Here is an 18,798-nt window from a genome sequence, read left to right as displayed (position 1 = left end):
GAGGCCTGCAATACGATTGGCATTCGCATACCGTGGCGAGCGATGCGCACACGTAGATCAACTTTTCCACGCCATGGCTGGTATGCCGCGCCTCGCTCGTCTTGGTGCGGTGTCTTAGGTAGCCACGCTGGTAGGGCAGAAGTTGTCCAGCGGTGCGATAGCAGGACGATTGCAGCGGCGAGCGACAGCTTGAGAGTTGGAGGCGGGATGTCCGCCTCCGGATCGGCGACCAAGGTCCGCTCGCCACTTCGAGCCGACCTTGCCAGACACCCGATCACTGTCGGCTTTCGGGAAATGCCGACGTCATTCCGCACGGCCGACCTGGGTCGCCTGCGGAACGTCCGCATATGCTCGCCCTCATCTCAGGACCATCGGTTCGGATGTCTCCTCACCTCGTCGGCATGTGCCGGCAAGGAGACAGACGATGGGACATTCTGCACACGATCCGGCCAGCAAAGGGCGACCGGCCTGGAATGCTGGACGTAAGCTTGGCGCCAAGCGCGCCCTCAAACCTCAGCAGGTCTGGGCTATCCGGTTCTGGCTCGACCGCGAACGGCGCGTGCGCGACCGCGCAATGTTCGATCTCGCCATCGACAGCAAGCTGCGCGGCTGCGACATCGTCAAACTCAAGATTGGCGACCTCGTCAGTGGCGGTCGCGTTCGTAACCGGGCCATCGTCATCCAGCGCAAGACCGGCCGACCAGTGCAGTTCGAATTGCTCGAACCCGCACGAACCAGCATCCTGGCATGGCTGGAGGCCAGGGGCGGTACGCTCGACGACTACGCCTTCCCCAGCCGGCTCGACAGCGTCACGCACATCAGCACCAGGCAGTATGCGCGCTTGGTCGATGAGTGGGTCACGGGCATCGGGCTGCGCCGCGAGGATTATGGCACCCATTCCCTCCGCCGCACGAAGGCATCGTTGATCTACAAGCGAACCGGCAATCTGCGTGCCGTCCAGATCCTACTCGGCCATACCAAGATCGAGAGCACGGTCAGATACCTTGGCGTCGACGTTGAGGATGCCCTGACCTTGGCAGAGGGAACTGAAATTTGAGTGTTCGGCCCCTCGGCTTTCGTGTCGAGGGGCTTCGGAACCAGTCCGGCTGCAAAGCGCCCATTGCTGCCACTCAGCCGAACCGGGCAGCAACCTGAAAGCAGACGTTCTATCGGCAGCTGAGCGATGGCCTGGTTGTCGATGTATCCGACGGTGCATCGCCGTAGGGAGGCTTCGCAGGTGCCTTCACGAATTAAGCTCCGAGGCGCACAATCCCCCGGTGGACCTTTGACGACACCATCGTTGAGGTCAGCCTCGCCCTCGTGCCGTCACCAACGGCCTACGCCCTTTCGTGTCCCAAGCTAAGCTGATTTTGCTCAACTGCCGCGAAAGACCGCTATCGGGATGCGCCAACTCCGCCCGAGATGGCAGACATGGGTCACTGAGACTATGTTAGCTTTTTAAGCTAGAAAGATGCGTTTTATATTAATTATAGTGCTGAATCAGATAATCTGATGGCGCCGATCAAATCAGAATATTTGTCCGCTTCCTCTTCAAAATCTAATTTTCCCCGCAATGGCCGTTGCTTCTCGTTCCTGCGAGGAAAGCTGCGGCCCCGAATGATTTCGGAGGAAACATGCTGGGGTCCCTTGGCGCTCAGGCGCTACGGCATCGCCGTTAGGCCGCACCCATGCAGCCAAACTGGATCGTTCTTTCCCTGACCCTGGCCTACATGGCGGCGATGGGGCTGATCAGTTTCTCTGTGCGACGCCATGCGAGGAGCGCGGGAAGCTTTACCTCCGGCGGCACGCGCTATCCGGCGTTCCTGATCGGCTTTCTGCTGATGTCGGAATTCATCGGGACTGCGACGAGCGTCGGTACCACACAGACGGCCTACAGAGTCGGCGTGTCGGCAGCCTGGAACGTCCTCGCCCTCGCCGTCGGATTCGTTCTTTACGCCATCCTGCTCGCGCCCCGCTTCAAGGAACTCGGCGAGAATACGATCTCCGGGGCGTTGAATAAGGCCTACGGTCGTCCGACCAAGCTCGCGACCTCAATCATCATGATCTTCGCTCTTCAGATCGTCGCAGTCTCGACCTATGCGGGCGGCGGTACGATCCTGGCAGGCCTCCTTAACGTCGATCGGACCAGTGCCATCGTCATCACGGGTATCGTCGCGACGCTCTATGTCAGTGTCGGGGGGATGCGCTCGGTCATCTACACGAATGTCCTCCATGCCGTCGTGAAGTATCTTGGCATCCTCGCGGCCGTCGCCTTCGGATTGTCTCAGGTCGGCGGCCTCGCGAACCTGCGGGTCCGCGTGCCCGAAGCGATGTTCGCGGTCGATACGGTCGGCTGGTCGCAGATCTTCGCGTGGATGGTCGCCGGCATCGGCGCGGTCTTCTCGACGCAATACGTAATCCAGGCCATCAATACCGTGCAGGACGGGCGCACGGCGAGGCAGGCCAGCTTTTATTGTGCCTTCCTGCTCGTGCCGTTCGGCATCGGCGCCGCCCTGGTCGGTGTCTGCGCGGCGGCGCTGCTGCCGGGAATCCCCGCGATCCAGGCTTTGCCGGGCCTGATCGCCCGGATGGACGATCTACTGGCCGCCATCGTGGTGGCGGGATTGGCGGGGTCCCTGTTCGGCACGATCTCGGCGCTCAGCATCGGCGCCGCCACCCTGCTGTTCAAGGATTTCTATCATCCCCGCCGTCTGAGCGAGGATGGGACATCGTCCCTGCGGTTCGTCCGCAGCATGACGGTGCTCGTGGGTCTGATCCCGATTCCCCTGGCGATCTTCGCGCCGGATATCCTGAAGGTGACCTTCCTCGCGAAATCCCTGCGGGCGACGCTGGCGGTCCTGGTCGTCTTTGCCTTCTACGCTCCGCGCTTCGGCACCCCGCGGGCCGCCGTCGTCAGCATCCTGGTTTCCCTCGTCCTGACGATCGGCTGGTTCCTCGCCGGCGATCCCGGGGGAATCGACAACGCCTATGTGGCCCTCGTCATTCCCCTGGCGGTGATGGGTACCGCCGAACTCCGCAAGAGGACCACGCTCCGGAACGAATCGGTTGCGGCGCCCTGACGGGACGGTGGGCCCGGCGGCGATCTAGCTGCCACCCGCGGACCATGCTAAATAGTGCAGATGTCCGAGGCTCTTGAGATCGCCCATGGCGCCTTCGGCCGCGTCGCGCTCCTCGACATGGACCGCAGCCTCGTCCGTCACGCGCACCCGCATTGCCATGTGCTCCTGAAGGTCGAGGGAGACGACACGCAGTTCCTCGTCGGCGATCAGGTTGTCGCGCTCACCGACGATCAGGCTGTCCTGATCAACGCCTGGGAGACCCACGCCTACCTGCACGATCCCCAGCGGGCCAAGGCGATGATCCTGGCTCTGTACATCGAGCCCGACTGGCTCGGCGCGTTCCGGCGGAATTGGGCTGCGAGCGGGGCGCCCGGTTTCTTCGGACAACCGTCGGGCGCCGTCACACCAACGATTCGCCGGCTCGCCCACGACCTCGCCGCCGAGATGGTCTACGCGCCGCTTTCCTCCCACATCCAGGACGAGTTGCTGTCGAACCTGATGGTCGCCGTGATCGAGCGGTTCACGGCCTGGCGCGAGGAGCCCCTCTCCCTCCGCGCCGCCGCCCGGCGCAACGCTGGCGACTGGCGCATCCGACGCACCATCGCGCGGGTGCGGGCGGAGCCCGGCGCCATGCTGGGCACCGAGGCGCTGGCACGCGAGGCGGGCCTCTCCCGCGCCCAGTTCTACCGCCTGTTCGAGCAATCCACCGGGGCCCCGCCGCATGTCTTCCTGAACGCGATCCGGATCGAGCAGGCCGTCGAGGCCATCGTGAGTAGCGAGGAGCCCATCACCGCGATCGGCATGCGCCTCGGCTTCGCCGCGCCCGCACATTTCTCGCGCTTCTTCCGGGACCACGTCAGCGTACCCCCGAGCATCTTCCGCGGTATCGTCCGGCGGGGCGGGCAGCCCGCTGCCTGACGGCGCCGTCATCAAAGAATGAGACGTTTCGGTAAGTCGCGAGACGCCTCGGCATCGCCGCACCCACACGGAGCCGCCATTCTCCCCGAGATACGGACCCCATCGAGAGGTCCGGCGGAGGAAACGGCTTGGGCATCGTGTCATCGAGCTATGTCGGACGGTCCGTGGAGCGCGTCGAGGACGCCGCCCTGCTCTCCGGGCTCGGCCACTACATCGACGACCTCGGCACGCGGCCCGGCACGCTGCACGCGGCAATCCTGCGCTCGCCCCACGCCCATGCGGACATCCTTGGCATCGACGTCCAGGTGGCCAAGGCGCTGCCCGGCGTCACCGCCGTGGTCACGGGCCGGGACCTCGACGCCGTCACGACCGGCCTCGTCCCGGCCTTGCGGGCGGCCGTCGATGCCCGCGCCATCGCGGTGGACCGGGTGCGTTATGTCGGCGAGCCCGTCGCCATCGTCGTCGCCCGCGACCGCTACCTCGCGGAGGATGGCTGCGACCTGATCGAGGTGCAGTACCGGGTCCGCCCGGCGGTGGTCGACCCGCTGTCGGCCCTCGCCCCCGACAGCGAGATCCTGCACGAGGGCGTCGGCGCCAATTGCGTCAGCGACCGCCGCTTCCGCTACGGCGACCCCGAGGCGGCCTTCGCGGACAGCCCGCACAGCCTGTCCGTGACCGTGCGCTACCCGCGCAACACCGGCTCGCCGATGGAGACCTACGGCGTCGTCGCCTCCTACGATCCCACCGACGATTCCTACGACGTGCTGGCGAACTTCCAGGGGCCGTTCAGCATCCACGCGGTGGTGGCCCGGGCGCTGAAGGTGCCGGGCAACCGCCTGCGCCTGCGCACGCCCCCCGATTCCGGCGGCAGCTTCGGAGTGAAGCAGGGCGTCGCGCCCTACGCCGTGCTGATCGCCGCCACGGCGCGCCTCGTGGGCCAGCCGGTGAAGTGGATCGAGGACCGGCTGGAGCACCTCTCGGCCTCCGTCTCCGCCACGAACCGGGTCACGACCCTCCGGGCCGCCTTCGACGCGGATGGGCGCGTCACCGCGCTCGACTGGGATCAGGTCGAGGATTGCGGCGCCTACCTGCGGGCGCCCGAACCCGCCACGCTCTACCGGATGCACGGCAACCTCACCGGCGCCTACGCCATCCGCAACGTCGCCGTGCGCAACCGGGTGGTGCTGACCAACAAGACGCCGACCGGCCTCGTGCGCGGCTTCGGCGGGCCGCAGGTGTACTATCCGCTCGAACGGCTGATGCAGCGCATCGCGCTGACGCTGGGCCTCGATCCCTTCGCGGTGATCCGCCGGAATCTGATTCCGGCCGACGCCTTTCCCTATCGCACCGCGACCGGCGCCCTCTACGATTCCGGCGATTACCAGCGCGCCCTCGATGAAGCCGCCCGTGACGGCGAGCTCGATGAGCTGAAGCGGCGGCGGGACGCCGCCCGCGCCGAGGGCCGCCTCTATGGGATCGGCCTCACGGCGGCGGTCGAGCCCAGCGTCTCCAACATGGGCTACATCACCACCGTGCTGACGGCGGAGGAACGCGCCAAGGCCGGGCCCAAGAACGGCGCGCAATCGACCGCCACCATCACCCTCGATCCCGTCGGCTCGGTGACGGTGCAGGTCGCCTCGGTGCCGCAGGGCCAGGGGCACCGGACGGTGCTCGCCCAGGTGGTGGCCGACGTGCTCGGCCTCCCGATGGAGCAGGTCCGGGTCACGGCCGACCTCGACACCGCCAAGGATGCGTGGTCCATCGCCTCGGGGAACTACGCGAGCCGCTTCGCCGCCGCCGTGGCGGGGGTCGCGCACCTCGCCGCCACCCGCCTGCGCGACAGGCTCGCGCGGATCGCGGCGGCGCAGCTGAACCTGCGTCCCGAGGATTTGCTCTTCGCGGGCGGTCGCATCGCCTCGCGATTGAACCCGGATGCGGGCCTGCCCTTCGCGCGGGTGGCCGCCACGAGCCACTGGTCGCCGGGCCTCGTGCCCGAGGATCTCGGCGCGGTGATCCGCGAGACGGTGTTCTGGACACCCCCGGAACTGACGGCGCCGGACGCCGAGGACCACATCAACTCCTCCCTCTGCCACGGCTTCATCTTCGACATCTGCGGCCTGGAGATCGACCGGGTCACCGGCAAGATCATCATCGATCGCTACGTCTCGATGCACGATTGCGGGCGCATCCTGCACCCGGGCATGGTCGAGGGGCAGGTGCGCGGCGGCTTCGCGCAGGCGCTCGGCGCGGCGGTCTTCGAGGAACTCTCCTACGGCGACGATGGCGCCTTCCTGTCCGGAACCTTCGCCGATTACCTGCTGCCCACCGCGACCGAGGTGCCGGATCTACGCATCCTGCACGTCGAGAGTCCGTCGCCCTTCACGCCGCTCGGCGCCAAGGGAGTCGGCGAGGGCAACTGCATGTCGACTCCGGTCTGCCTCGCCAACGCGGTGGCCGACGCCCTCGGGCTTGAGGCCATCGACCTGCCCCTGACCCCCGCCAAGCTCGCTGCCCTCGCGGCGGGCGGGGAGGAACGAGCGCCCCCCGCCGGCCACTCTGCCCCGAAGCCCGCCACGAAGGCGGGCGACCGCACCTTGCGTGGGGAGGGCTCGGCCACCGTCACGGCTCCGCCGGAGACGGTCTGGGCGATGCTCCTCGACCCGGACGTGCTCGCCTCCGTCATCCCCGGTTCGCACGGGGTGCGGAAGCTCTCCGGCACACGGTTCCAGGCCGACGTCACCCTCGGCGTCGGCCCGGTGAAGGGCCGCTACAAGGCCGAGGTCACCCTCAGCGATCTCGATGAGCCCCGGGCGGTGACGCTCACCGGCACGGTGACGGGTGGCCTCGGCAGCGGCGGTGGAACCGGCCGCCTGACCCTGGAGCCCGACGGCGCCGGGGGGACGCGGATCGCCTACGTCTACGAGGCGGCGGTGGGCGGCAAGGTCGCGGCGGTGGGCGGGCGCCTCCTCGACGGGGCCGCGCGGGTGATCATCGGCGGATTCTTCACCGCCCTGGCTCGGCGAGCCGGCGGGTCCGGCGAGCGCAGGCTCCGCCTCCCGGCCGCCCTGCGACGGCTCCTCGCACGCCTGGGAGTGTCCGCATGAAGCCCGCGCCCTTCGCCTATCTGCGCGCGACGTCCCTGGACGACGCCTTGGAAGCCCTGCGCCAGCACGGCCCCGAGGCTCGGATCATCGCGGGCGGCCAGTCCCTGATGCCGATGCTCAACATGCGGCTGACGAAGCCCGCCGTGCTCGTCGACGTGATGCGCATTCCCGCTCTCAAAGAGCCCCGTCTCGACAAGGGGGCTCTCGTCATCCCGGCGGGCGTGCGGCAGGCGATCCTGCTCGACCGGCCGGGGCTCGCCCGGGACCTGCCGCTGCTGGCCGCCGCCCTGCCGTGGGTCGGGCACATCCAGACCCGGGCACGGGGGACGCTGTGCGGCTCCGTCGCCCATGCCGACCCGAGCGCGGAAATCCCCCTCTGCCTCGTGGCGCTGCAGGGCGAGATTCACCTGCGCAGCCGCCGGAAAGTCCGGCGCGTGGCGGCCGAGGACTTCTTCACCGGCATGATGGTCACCGACCGGGCCGACGATGAGATGATCGAGGCCATCGCCTATCCCCTCCGCCGGGAGGGCGCCGGCACCGCCTTCGCCGAGGTGGGGCGTCGGCACGGCGACTACGCCATCGTCGCCTGCGCGGCGGTCGTGGACGGCACCCGGATGCGGCTCGCCGTCGGCGGCGTCGCCGACCGGCCCACCGCCCGTGACTTCCCCCATCTCGCCGGCTCGGCGCTGGACGATGCCCTCAACGCCTTCGCCTGGGACCTCGGCGCGGGGGACGATCTCCACGGCACCGCCCGCTACCGCCGCGACCTCGTGCGGAGTCTCGGCCGCCGGGTGCTGGAGGAAGCTGCCAGGGCCGCAAGAGGCGACACCCATCAGGAGGCCGTGCCATGCCACAGCTAGACGCGAAGGGCCGTCACACGGTGGCCTTCACCCTCAACGGGCGCGAGACCACGGTCGAGGTCGAGACCCGCACCCTGCTGACCGACGCCCTGCGCCACGGGCTCGGGGCCACGGGCACGCATGTCGGATGCGAGCACGGCGTCTGCGGCGCCTGCACGGTGTCCATCGACGGGGTGCCCGCCCGGGCCTGCCTGACGCTGGCCGTGGGGGTCGAGGGTTGCGCCGTGCGGACCGTCGAGGGTCTGGCTCCCGAGCCCGGCCGGCTCGGAGTGCTGCAGGCGGCCTTCCGGCGGCGGCACGCCCTGCAATGCGGCTTCTGCACCGCCGGCATCCTGATGTCGCTCGATGCCTATCTCGTGCTGCGGCCGAACCCGTCGCGCCGGGAGATCACGGAAGTGATCGGCGGCCATCTCTGCCGCTGCACCGGCTACGCGCCGATCATCGAGGCCGCCCTGGAGGCGGCTGCGGAACTCAGGGGCGACATCCCGGCCCCGTCATCCCCGGAGGCCGCCCATGCTTGATCTCGGCACCAGCTTCCTTGCGAGCGTCTCCCGCGATCCCCGCGCCCTGGCCCTCGTCGACGGGGAGACCCGGCTGACCTACACGGAGTGGTTCGCGGTGATCTCCGCGACCGTCGCGGGGCTCGACCGGCTCGGGCTGAAGCCCGGCGACCACCTCGTCACGGTCCTTCAGAACCGGCACGAGGCGGCGACCCTGCACTGGGCCTGCCAGTTCGCGGGTATCGTGATCACGCCGATCAACTGGCGGGCCAAGGCCGAGGAGATCGATTTCGCGATCGAGAACGCGCAAGCCCGCGCCATCGCCTACGAACCGGTCTCGACCGGGAGCCTGCGGGATAGCGCGGCGTCGCAGCGGATCCCGCGCATCGCCGTCGGCACGCCACCCGGCCCCGGCGAGACCGCCTTCGCCGACCTCACCGCCACCGAAGGCCCCCCGGCGACGCCCCGGGTCGACGCGGAAGCGATCTCGCTGATGCTCTACACCTCCGGCACCACCGCCAAGCCCAAGGGGGTGCCACGGCGACACCGGGCGGAGCGGGCGGCGGCGCTCGCCCACGTGGCGCAGAACCTCTACGGGCGTGGCGAGCGGACGCTCGGCGTCATGCCGCTCTACCACACGATGGGCGTGCGCTCGCTCCTTGCCATGTCGCTGATCGGCGGGACCTTCGTCTGCCTGCCGCGCTTCGACGTGGCCGGGGCGCTGCGGCTGATCGCGGCCGAGCGGATCACCAACCTCTACCTCGTGCCGACCCTCTATCACGACCTCGTGCACCACCGGGATTTCCCGGCGACCGACACGACCTCCGTGCGCAAGCTCGGCTTCGCCGGGGCGCCGATGACGGACGGCCTGCTCGCCCGCCTGACCGAGGCGTTCCGGCCGGACCTGTTCGTCAACCATTACGGCTCGTCGGAGGTCTACACCTTCACGATCAACCACGAGGCGGCGGTGAAACCCGGCTCGGCCGGGCGGGCGGGCCTCAACACCATGGTGCGCGTCGTGCCCATGGGGGGCGACCCGGACCGGACCGCCGCGCCGGGCGAGGAGGGCGAGATCGCCGTCATCGCCAAGGGCGACGAAGCCTTCGAGGGCTACTGGCATCGCCCCGAGGCCGACGCCAAGGCCTTTCGCGACGGCTGGTACTTCACCGGCGACACCGGCTTCGCCGACGCCGATGGCGACCTCTACGTCACCGGCCGGGTCGACGACATGATCATCACCGGGGGCGAGAACGTCTCGCCCGTCGAGATCGAGAGTCGCCTGTCCCTGCATCCGGCCGTGTCCGAGGTCGCCGTCGTGGGCCTGCCCGACGAGCGCTGGGGCCGGATCGTGGCGGCCTTCATCAAGCGGAGCGGCAGCACCGACGAAGCGGCGCTCGACGCCCATTGCCGTGCGGGCGGCCTGCCGAGTCACAAGCTGCCGCGCCGCTACGTCTTCGTGGACGAGATCCCGAAATCGCCGGTCGGCAAGCTGCTGCGCCGTCAGCTCGTGGCCGGCGAGTACGTGCCCGAGGGCGAGGCCGAGCCCCGCGCCGAAGGCCACGAGGCCGCCTGACACCCCCCAACGAATTTCAGCGAGAGCCCTGCCCCATGACGAGTGACACCCCCACCATCGACCCGCGCCTGACGAACCTCGACGGCTTCCGCGTCGAGATCGACGCCGAGCGCGAGCGTGCCGACGTGATCCTGGCGCGGCCGCCGATGAATGTCATCGCGATGCCCCAGCGCGACGAGATCCGGAAGGTGTTCGAGGCGCTGGACGAGGATCCCCGCGTGCGGGTCATCGTCCTGCGGGCGGAGGGCGAGCACTTCTCGTCGGGGGGCTACATCAAGGGCTTCCTCGACGCCTCGCCCGAACACGTCTCGAAGCTCGCCTGGAACATGGCGGCGCCGGCCCGCTGCTCGAAGCCCGTCATCGCCGCCAACCGTGGCTACACGTTCGGGGTCGGCTTCGAGATCTCGCTGGCCTGCGACTTCCGCATCGTCTCCGAGACCTGCCGCTACGCGCTTCCCGAACAGAAGCTCGGCCAGATCCCCGGTTCCGGCGGCTCGGCCCGGCTCCAGAAGATCGTCGGTATCACGCGGACGAAGGACATCGTGATGCGCTCGAAGCGCATCCCCGGCCGGCAGGCCCTCGACTGGGGCATCGCCACCGAATGCGTGCCCGACGCGGACCTGGAAAAGGCCACCGACGCCCTCGTGGAGGAGCTGCGCGCCTTCTCGCCCATCGCCCAGCGCACCGCCAAGAAGCTCCTCAACGACACCGAGGACGCGAGCCTGTCCATCGCCATCGAGCTCGAGGGACACTGCTACAGCCGCCTGCGGCAGGCCGACGACTTCCGTGAGGGCGTCGAGGCGTTTCACGCCAAGCGCGCCCCGCGTTTCACCGGCTCCTAAACCCACCACGCCGGGGGGGCTGCAGGGCAGCTCCCCCCACCCCCGTGACCCCCACGGCACCGCTTCGATCCCGCCCCGGCGGGACACGATGGCGCGCGCCCTGATGGCCCCCGTCCCGACCCAGAGCCCGAACCGGCCCACCGCGGCAACGACCGCATCCCCCGGAGGAACCCCATGCAGACCGCCGCAACCTTCGCATCCGATCCCCCCGCTCACGCCAAGCCCACGGGCCGGCAAACGGCGACGGCCGCCATGGCCTCGCTGTTCGGCTGGGGGCTCGATCTCTTCGACCTGTTCATCCTGCTCTACGTGGCGCCCGTCGTCGGCGCCCTGTTCTTTCCGGCCGACAAGCCGATGCTGTCGCTGGCGGGAGCCTATGCCTCCTTCGCGGTCACGCTGCTGATCCGGCCCCTCGGCTCGGCCCTGTTCGGCTCCTATGCGGACCGGTTCGGCCGGCGCCGCGCGCTCATGGTGGCGGTGACCGGGGTCGGCCTGTCGACGGCGGTCTTCGGCCTCCTGCCGACGGTCGGCCAGATCGGATGGCTCGCCACCGCGATCTTCCTGATCTTCCGCCTCGTCCAGGGCATCTTCGTCGGCGGCGTGGTCGCGGCGTCTCACACGATCGGGACGGAATCCGTCCCGGAGCGGTGGCGGGGGCTGATGTCCGGGGCGGTCGGCGGTGGCGGCTCGGCCATCGGCGGCCTGCTTGCCTCCCTGGTCTTCTACGTCGTCTCGCTCATGGCGCCGGGAGAAGCCTTCACCGACTGGGGCTGGCGACTGATGTTCTTCTCGGGTCTCCTGACCTCGGTGATCGGCCTGATCCTCTTCCGCAATCTCGAGGAATCCCCGATCTTCAAGAATCTCCAGGCCCGGAAGGCGGCGCTCCGGGCAGGCGCTCCGGCGGAGGCCTCGCCGATCCGCTCCCTGTTCTCACCGTCCAACCGGGGAAGCTTCGCGGTCGCGACTCTCATCTCTTTCGGCGGCGGCGCGGCCTACTACCTCACGTCCGGCTACCTGCCGACCCTCCTCAAGCTCGTGAACGGCGTGCCGAACGCCACCGCCTCGATGATCCTGATCGGCGCCAACGTCGCGGCGGCGATCGGCGCCTGCGGCATGGGCGAACTAAGCCAGCATATCGGGCGCAGACGGTCGTTCCTCGTCATGGGCGTCGTCCGCCTGCTCGCCTTTCCCGCCCTGTTCCTGACCATGGCGAACACGACGAGCCTCGTTGGGGTCGCGGCCTGCGCCTTCCTGCTGGCGCTCATCGCCAACGCCAGCTACGGGCCGCTGTTGATCTTCCTCAACGAAAAGTTCCCGACGGCGGTGCGGGCCACGGGGACGGGCCTGACCTGGAACATCGGCTTCGCGCTGGGTGGAATGCTGCCGACGCTCGTCTCCCTCGTCGCCGACGGGCCGACGCAGATCCCGACGGTGCTGGCCGTCGTCATGACCGGCGTCACCCTGGTCTATCTCGTCGGTGCCTTCCTGACCGACGAGACGCAGGGCAATCTCGACCGGGCCTGACGATACGGTTCTGCGCGGGCGGAGGCCTCCCATGACGAGTGATCCCCTCTGGACCTTCGCCTGCGCGTTCTACGGCCGGCCCGGCGTCGCCGCGGCCTGCCTCGCGCTCCAGGACGAGGGCGGCGCCGATGTGCCCCTGCTCCTGTACCTGATCTGGTGCGGGAGGACCGGACGAAGGCTGGACGCCTCGGCGCTCGCCGGAGCGGAAGCCCGGATCGGCCCCTGGCGTGGGCAGGTGATCAGTCCCTTACGGGCGATCCGCCGGGCGATGCGGTCGGACATCCTTTCGGGCCAGACGACGGAGGCGCTCCGGGAGCGGATCAAGCTCGCGGAGATTGAGGCGGAGCGCCTCGCCCTCGCGGCTCTCTTCGAGGCCGCGCCAGTCCCGGATATGCCGGCGAGTTCGGGCGGCGAGGCCCTGGCCCTCTATGCCGCGCATCTCGGCCGGACCTGGCCGGAGGCACCGCTGCGGGTTCTCGCGACGGCGCTGGAGGGCTGAGCGCCGGTCAGCCTTCTCCGCTCCGCCAACGCCGGACGCCGGGTGCGTCGATGTCGAACAGGTCGAGAACCCGCCCGATCGTATGGTCCACCATGTCGGCGAGGCTCTCCGGACGCGCGTAGAAGGCCGGAACCGGCGGGGCGATGATCGCCCCCATTTCCGAGAGCGCCGTCATGGTGCGGAGGTGGCCGGTGTGGAGGGGAGTCTCCCGCACCATCAGGACGAGGCGGCGGCGCTCCTTCAGGGTCACGTCGGCGGCCCGCGTCAGCAGGCCGGATGTGACGCCGGTCGCGATCTCGGCCTGACTCCGCATGGAGCAGGGCGCCACGACCATGCCGCGGGTCCGGAAGGATCCGGAGGCGATCGAGGCGCCGATATCCCCCTGGGCGTAGGTCTTGGCGGCCAGGGCGCGGACGTCGGCGACCTTGAGGTCGGTCTCATGGGCCAGCGTCACCTCGGCCGAGCGCGACATCACGAGATGGGCCGGGATCGCGAGGTCGCGCAGGATTTCCAGGAGACGGATCCCATAGATCACCCCCGAAGCACCCGAGATGCCGACCACGAGGGGCAGCGGTGTCATCGTTCCTCCCGGCCGCAACGGGCGCGGCGACGTTGCCGGTGACAGTATCGGGGTGTGCTCGCCCGTGTCGAATAACGTCGGCTGATCGCTGCCATCAGTCCGGGGGGCTCAACCGGTGATGATATGGGCCTGGAGTGCGGCCGCCGCCGCGTTCAACTCCTCCTCAAGGATGCCGATGAGGAGCTGCGCCGCGTGGCTGAGCGGTTTCTGCGGATGGTGGATGATCACCAATTCGCGGGCGATGCGCGGCGCGACGATGCGGTAGGCCTTGAGGTACCCGTCGGCGAGCTGTCGGCTGACGGCGATGCTCGGCAGCACAGTGAAACGCGTCGAGCGCGCCACGAAGTCCGCGATCGCGGGGGGCAGGTCGAGTTCGAGCTTCGGGCACAGGGTCACGTCCGCGGCGGCGACACGGCGGTCGAGTTCGACGCGCAGGCCGTGGCGGGTCGACGGCAGGATCAGGTCGAGGGCGGCGAGGTCCGCCATCCGGAGGGGCAGGGGCACCGGCAACGGTGTGTCGCGCCCGCCGACCACGACCATTTCCTCGTCGAGGAGGGGTGCCATGACGAGGCCGAGGCGGCGGGCCGGCCGGTTGATCACCGCGAGGTCGAGGGCGCCGCTGCCGACGCCCTCGATGAAGGTGCTGCTGTAGCCATCGGCCAGCGACAGCTCGACCTCTGGGTAGGCCGCCGCGAAGCGAGCGAGGACGCTGGGGATCACGCTCATCGACAGGGACGACAGGATGCCCGCCGTGACGCGGCCCGACACGGTTTGGGACAGGCGCGCCATGGCCGCCCGGGCCTCGGCGACATCCCGCTGGATCGGGTGGACCAGTTGGTGCAGCGTCCGGCCGGCGGCTGTCGGCACCATGGCCTTCGGCTGGCGGTCGAACAGGCGCTGGCCGAGTTCCCGTTCCAGCTTGGCGATCTGCATGCTGAGCGCGGGCTGGACGACGTTCATCCGCTGCGCGGCGCGGGTGACGCTGCCCTCCTCGAACAGGGCGACGAAGTAGGAGATCTGACGGAGATCCATACACGGGACCCGGGCGACACGAGCAACGCGCCAGAGGACCATGTGCGGGCCGGTCGGCGCAATTCAAACCGGCTGATGGGCGGCATCACCAATCGTTATTTTTCCCGCCTGCGGGAAGAGCTTAACGCTTCCTCCCCTGGCAAGCTTGGTTCAGACGACCCCGCCGTGAGGACAGCATGAACGCGCCCACTCCCGTTCGTTCCCTCCGCGACTGGCTCGATCGGCTGTCCGGGGATGGGCGCCTCGCCATCGCGCGGCCGGGAATCGGCTTGCGCCACGAGGCGGCGGCGGTGGCGAACCGCCTCGACGGCCGGCAGGCCAGCCTGTTTCCGCAGCCCGGGGGGCATCCGGGCACCATCGTCTCGGGCCTCGTGTCGAGCCGGGCCTGGATGGCGGAAGCCCTCGGCACCACGCAGGATCGCCTCGTCGCCCATTTCCAGCAGGCCGCCGCCCAGCCGCTCCCCTGGCACGAACGCCACTCCGCCCCCGCGCAGGAGGTCGTCCACCGGGAGGGACTCGACATCCTGAAGCTCCTGCCGGTGCCGACTCTGAACGAGCACGACAGCGGCCCCTACATCTCGGCGGGCCTGATGATCTCCCGGGACCCGGAGACCGGCCTGCAGAACGTCGCCATCCTGCGCTGCCAGATCAGCGGTCCGGACAGGATCGGCGTGCTGGTCCTGCCCCGGCATACCGACAATTTCTACCGCAAGGCCGAGGCCCAGGGCCGGGGCCTCGAAGTCGCCCTCGTGGTCGGCGTCGATCCCGCCTGCCTCCTCGCATCCCAGGCCATCGTGCCCCTCGGCCACGACGAGTTGGAGATCGCCGGGGCGCTCACCGGCCAACCCCTCGACGTGGTCAAGTGCCTGACGAACGGCGTGCGCGTTCCGGCGAACGCAGAGATCGTGATCGAGGGCCACCTCCTGCCTGAAATCCGCGAGCCCGAAGGGCCGTTCGGGGAGTTTCCGCAATATTACGGGGAGCGGGCCAAGCGGCACGTCATGCGGGTCGATGCGGTAACGCACCGGCGCGACCCGATCTTCCACATGATCGTCGGGGGCGGTCTGGAGCATCTGTTGCTGGGGGCGATCCCCCGCGAGGCCACGATCCTCGCGACGCTCCAGCGCAGCTTCCCCGGTGTCGAGGACGTGCATCTGTCCCTGGGGGGAGTCGGCCGTTACCACCTCTACGTCCGCCTGCGGAAGACGCAGGAGGGCGAGGCCAAGAACGTGCTGCTCGGGGCCTTCGCCGCCCACTACGACATCAAGCACGCCGTCGTGGTCGATACGGATGTCGACATCCACGCCCCGCAGGAAGTCGAATGGGCGATCTCGACGCGGTTCCAGGCGGACCGAGACCTCGTCGTCATCCCTCACGCCCAGGGCTCGAAGCTCGATCCCTCGGGCCGCGAGGGGGTCGGCGCGAAGATGGGTCTCGACGCGACCGTTCCCCTCGACGCGTCCCCCATGAAATTCAAGCGCATCCGTGTTCCCGGCGAGGCCGAGGTCGATCTCGACGCGGTGCTCGCGTCCGGCGCCGACTGGCGCGCGGCGATCGGCTGATCCCGTGAACGCCTTGCCCGAAACGGTCGACGTGTTGATCGTCGGCGGGGGCTCTGCCGGCTGCGTGATGGCCCACCGGCTCTCCGCCGACCCGCGGCGCCGGGTGCTCCTCGTCGAAGCCGGCATCGATACACCGCCGGGCCGGGTGCCGGCGGAGATCCTCGACAGCTATCCGATGCCGCTGTTCCATGGCGACACCTACATCTGGCCGGGGCTCGACGCGGCGGTCACCCGCGACTCCCGCGGTCGCATGCGGCGGCGGGCCTACGAGCAGGGCCGGGTGATGGGCGGCTCGTCCAGCATCAACGTCCAGGCGGCCAACCGCGGGCTGCCCCGCGATTACGAGGCCTGGGCCGCGCTCGGCGCCGAGGGCTGGGCCTGGGACGACGTGCTGCCGTATTTCCGCAGGCTCGAGACCGACCTCGATTGCGGCGGTCCGCTGCACGGCCATGATGGGCCGCTCCCGATCCGGCGCATCCTGGAGCCCGCATGGCCCCCCTTCGCCCATGCGGTCGCCCGCGCCTTCGATGCGACGGGGCTGCCCCGGCGCGTCGATCAGAACGGCGAGTTCGAGGACGGGATCTTCCCGCCGGCCTTCTCCAACCGGGACGACGCGCGGGTCTCGGCCGCCGCCGCGTATCTGGACGTGGGGACGCGGGCCCGGCCGAACCTCACCATCGCCGCCGGCCTCGAGGTCCGTTCGCTGGTGATGGACGGGCGCCGCGCGACCGGGGCCGTGCTGCGGCGGGGCGACGGATCCGAGCAGCAAGTGAGCGCCGCCTCCGTGGTCCTGTGCGCCGGCGCTCTTCAATCGCCGGTGCTGCTCCTGCGTGCCGGGATCGGCCCGGGCGATGCGCTCTCCGCCTGCGGGATACCCGTCCGGCTGGCCCGTTCGGGCGTCGGCGAGAACCTGCGGGACCATCCCGCTTTGACGATGGCCCAGGTCCTTCCCCGCTCGCTCCGGCTACCCGAGACCTTCCGGCGCGCGAGCTTGCTGGCCCTGCGCTATACGTCCGGCCATCCCGGAGGCGGCGCCTCCGATATGTATCTCACCGCCTCCGCCCGTGCCGGCTGGCACGCCCTCGGCGGACGCCTCGCGCTCTACTTCCTCTGGGTGAACCAGCCGCACTCGGTCGGGCGCCTGCGTCTCGATCCGGCGAACCCATCCGGCCCGCCCGACATCGACCTCGGCCTGCTCTCGGATCGCCGCGATCTCGAACGCCTCGCCTCGGGGATTCGGCTGCTCAGCGACCTCGTGGTCTCGCCCACCCTGAACCCCCGCTCAGACGACCTCTTCCCCGCGAACTATTCGCCGCTGATCCGCCGGTTGAGCGCCGTCTCCCCTCGCAACCGGCGGCTCACCGGCCTCCTCGCCCCCGTGTTCGATGCACCGGCCATGCTGCGCGCCCCGCTGCTGCGCGCCGTCCTAGGCGGCCACGCTTGGGCGACAGTGCTCCAGGACGATGGCGCTCTCGACGACTTTGTCCGGGACAACGTCTTCGGGGTCTGGCATGCGAGCGGTACGTGCCGCATGGGCCGGGCCGACGATCCCGGCGCGGTGGTCGATCCGGGGGGGCGCGTCATCGGAACCGAGAACCTGTCCGTCGCCGACGCATCGGTGATGCCCCGCCTTCCTAGCGCAAACACGAACGTCCCGACCTTGATGATTGCGGAAAAGATCGCGGAGAGGATGATGGTGGAGATGGGATGATCCCTCTCGACACATTCGGCACCTTTGCGGTGGCCGACCTACGGCTGGAATACCGTTTCGTCGGTCCGCAGCCGGACTTGGCGCCGACGCTGGTGTTGCTTCATGAGGGTCTCGGTTCTGCCACGCAGTGGGGCCCGCTGCCGGAAATTCTGGTCGAGACGACCGGATGCGGTGTCCTGGCCTTCTCGCGGCAGGGTTACGGGGCCTCAAGCCCGGTGCCTCTGCCCCGCCGGGCCGACTTTCTCGAACAGGAAGCTTGCACCATACTTCCCCAGGTCTTCGACCTCGCGGGACTGCGAAGCGGCCTGCTGATCGGCCATTCCGATGGCGCCTCGATCGCGGCCCTCGCGTTGGCGGAGGGCGACACCCGCGTGCGGGGCGGCGTCCTCATCGCGCCCCATTTCTTCGTCGAGGAGGCGACGCTGGCCGGGGCCCGACGGGCTCGGGACGCCTACGACAAGGGCGATCTGAAGGTCCGTCTCGGTCGTCGGCATACCGATGTCGAGGGCGCCTTTCGCGGCTGGAACGACGCTTGGTTGGATCCGGCTCGGCGCGGATGGACAATCGAGACAGCCCTCATGCGATGGACCGTCCCGGCACTCATCATCCAAGGAACGAAGGATGCTTACGGAACCAAGGCCCAGATTGCTGCCGCTCGCAGACTTTGCCCCGCCGGTCTGCTGACTGTTTATGAGATGCCGAATGTTGGGCATCACCCACATCGCGAAGCGTTGGCAGAAACTGCCGACGTCATCGCCCGCTTCGTCACCCATGTCTTGAGCAGAGATTAAGTATTCCCAAGACAAGGTCTGATTGGCCTTGACACACACACTGTCGCGAGGCCGGGTGCCGGCCCCTGTCCCGTGGGGAGGGGCAGGAGGCGGTGTTAGGTTCGTTGACAGGGTTATTTGGACTCACCTGCCTCCCAGGCCTCACCCAGATCGAGCTTTCCGGATCCGGGCGAGGACCAAGCCCAGCCGTGGTACTGGGCCCGTTCGCCCACGTTGCCGCCC

General features: G+C 69.1%; 15 protein-coding genes. 13 read left to right on the top strand and 2 right to left on the bottom strand.

Going from position 1 to position 18,798, the window contains the following annotated elements; all coding sequences use genetic code 11:
- The first annotated feature begins 424 nt into the window (after positions 1 to 424).
- From BKE41_RS14090 to BKE41_RS14045, 10 genes are all read left to right on the top strand, one after another.
- Positions 425 to 1,057 (top strand): tyrosine-type recombinase/integrase, encoded by a 633-nt coding sequence (locus tag BKE41_RS14090; RefSeq protein ID WP_070999604.1) that lies wholly within the window; start codon positions 425 to 427, stop codon positions 1,055 to 1,057.
- 631 nt (positions 1,058 to 1,688) lie between these two features.
- Positions 1,689 to 3,080, top strand: a complete 1,392-nt coding sequence (locus tag BKE41_RS14085; RefSeq protein WP_029357545.1) for a sodium:solute symporter family protein — start codon at positions 1,689 to 1,691, stop codon at positions 3,078 to 3,080.
- Between the two features lie 60 nt (positions 3,081 to 3,140).
- Entirely contained in the window at positions 3,141 to 3,998 is an 858-nt protein-coding gene (locus BKE41_RS14080; RefSeq protein ID WP_029357547.1) for an AraC family transcriptional regulator, read from the top strand.
- A gap of 128 nt (positions 3,999 to 4,126) precedes the next feature.
- On the top strand, positions 4,127 to 7,102 hold the full coding sequence (locus tag BKE41_RS14075; protein WP_070999603.1) for a molybdopterin cofactor-binding domain-containing protein: 2,976 nt from the start codon (positions 4,127 to 4,129) through the stop codon (positions 7,100 to 7,102).
- Complete coding sequence (locus BKE41_RS14070) at positions 7,099 to 7,962, top strand: FAD binding domain-containing protein (protein WP_070999602.1); 864 nt, start codon at positions 7,099 to 7,101, stop codon at positions 7,960 to 7,962. The genes BKE41_RS14075 and BKE41_RS14070 overlap by 4 nt, the downstream gene beginning before the upstream one ends.
- Entirely contained in the window at positions 7,950 to 8,483 is a 534-nt protein-coding gene (locus BKE41_RS14065; protein WP_029357551.1) for a (2Fe-2S)-binding protein, read from the top strand. Before BKE41_RS14070 ends, BKE41_RS14065 begins: the two co-directional genes overlap by 13 nt.
- Positions 8,476 to 10,035, top strand: a complete 1,560-nt coding sequence (locus BKE41_RS14060; protein ID WP_029357552.1) for an AMP-binding protein — start codon at positions 8,476 to 8,478, stop codon at positions 10,033 to 10,035. Before BKE41_RS14065 ends, BKE41_RS14060 begins: the two co-directional genes overlap by 8 nt.
- A 35-nt stretch (positions 10,036 to 10,070) precedes the next feature.
- Complete coding sequence (locus BKE41_RS14055; RefSeq protein WP_029357553.1) at positions 10,071 to 10,877, top strand: enoyl-CoA hydratase-related protein; 807 nt, start codon at positions 10,071 to 10,073, stop codon at positions 10,875 to 10,877.
- Positions 10,878 to 11,051: 174 nt separating this feature from the next.
- The gene (locus tag BKE41_RS14050; protein ID WP_029357554.1) at positions 11,052 to 12,401 is read left to right on the top strand and encodes an MFS transporter; all 1,350 of its coding nucleotides are present in this window, start codon (positions 11,052 to 11,054) and stop codon (positions 12,399 to 12,401) included.
- Between the two features lie 31 nt (positions 12,402 to 12,432).
- Positions 12,433 to 12,900, top strand: a complete 468-nt coding sequence (locus BKE41_RS14045) for a TIGR02444 family protein (protein WP_029357555.1) — start codon at positions 12,433 to 12,435, stop codon at positions 12,898 to 12,900.
- Between the two features lie 7 nt (positions 12,901 to 12,907).
- Here BKE41_RS14045 and BKE41_RS14040 read toward each other — a convergent pair whose 3' ends face one another.
- Complete coding sequence (locus BKE41_RS14040; protein WP_029357556.1) at positions 12,908 to 13,480, bottom strand: UbiX family flavin prenyltransferase; 573 nt, start codon at positions 13,478 to 13,480, stop codon at positions 12,908 to 12,910.
- Between the two features lie 108 nt (positions 13,481 to 13,588).
- Entirely contained in the window at positions 13,589 to 14,512 is a 924-nt protein-coding gene (locus BKE41_RS14035; RefSeq protein ID WP_029357557.1) for a LysR family transcriptional regulator, read from the bottom strand.
- A gap of 176 nt (positions 14,513 to 14,688) precedes the next feature.
- Between BKE41_RS14035 and BKE41_RS14030 the strand changes: the two genes are divergently transcribed.
- Genes BKE41_RS14030 through BKE41_RS14020 form a run of 3 tightly spaced genes read left to right on the top strand, consistent with a single transcriptional unit; the run spans position 14,689 to position 18,576 of the window.
- Positions 14,689 to 16,074, top strand: a complete 1,386-nt coding sequence (locus tag BKE41_RS14030) for a UbiD family decarboxylase (RefSeq protein WP_070999601.1) — start codon at positions 14,689 to 14,691, stop codon at positions 16,072 to 16,074.
- Positions 16,075 to 16,078: 4 nt separating this feature from the next.
- Positions 16,079 to 17,785, top strand: coding sequence for a GMC oxidoreductase (locus tag BKE41_RS14025; RefSeq protein ID WP_029357559.1), 1,707 nt, complete (start codon positions 16,079 to 16,081; stop codon positions 17,783 to 17,785).
- Positions 17,782 to 18,576, top strand: a complete 795-nt coding sequence (locus tag BKE41_RS14020; protein WP_029357560.1) for an alpha/beta hydrolase — start codon at positions 17,782 to 17,784, stop codon at positions 18,574 to 18,576. Before BKE41_RS14025 ends, BKE41_RS14020 begins: the two co-directional genes overlap by 4 nt.
- Positions 18,577 to 18,798 lie beyond the last annotated feature (222 nt).

The organism is Methylobacterium sp. C1 (assembly GCF_001854385.1).
Lineage (GTDB): Bacteria > Pseudomonadota > Alphaproteobacteria > Rhizobiales > Beijerinckiaceae > Methylobacterium > Methylobacterium radiotolerans.
The sequence above is the reverse complement of the archived record's forward strand: the minus strand, read 5'-3'. Positions and strand labels throughout refer to the sequence as shown.